Annotated in this window: 1 protein-coding gene; it reads left to right on the forward strand. The window is 45.1% G+C overall.

The features are described from left to right. Positions 1-408 (forward strand): IS3 family transposase (locus H6A12_RS13130; protein WP_204448442.1); only part of this gene is annotated, 408 nt, incomplete at its 5' end. Positions 409-441: the final 33 nt, after the last annotated feature.

Raw genomic sequence — 441 nt, forward strand, 5'->3', positions numbered from 1 at the left:
AAGGATTTGTATGACAACAGTATTGTGGGTTACAAATATGCAACGCAAATGCCGGCAAGCCTGGTGATTGAAACGGTACGTGCAGCAGTGAAAAACGCCAAGCCCTCCGGAGGGCTTATCCTGCATAGTGACAATGGATTTCAATACACCTCCCAGGCATATTACAACGTTGCCATAGCAAACGGTATTAAACCGTCTATGTCATCGGTGGGGTGTCCTTACGACAACGCCTGCGCCGAAAACTTCTTCAGCATGCTGAAGACCGAATGTATTTACAGAGCAAAGCCACAAACCTTTGACGAAGCAAAGGCTCTTGTGGATGAATATATTTATTTTTACAACAATGAGCGAATACAGCTCAAGACAGGACAAACCCCGATGGAAGTCCGTTATGCTTATGCTGCATAACAGGTGTCCACAAAAAATGTCTACTTGACAGGG

Source organism: Merdimmobilis hominis, from assembly GCF_016901855.1.
Taxonomy (GTDB): domain Bacteria; phylum Bacillota; class Clostridia; order Oscillospirales; family Ruminococcaceae; genus Paludihabitans.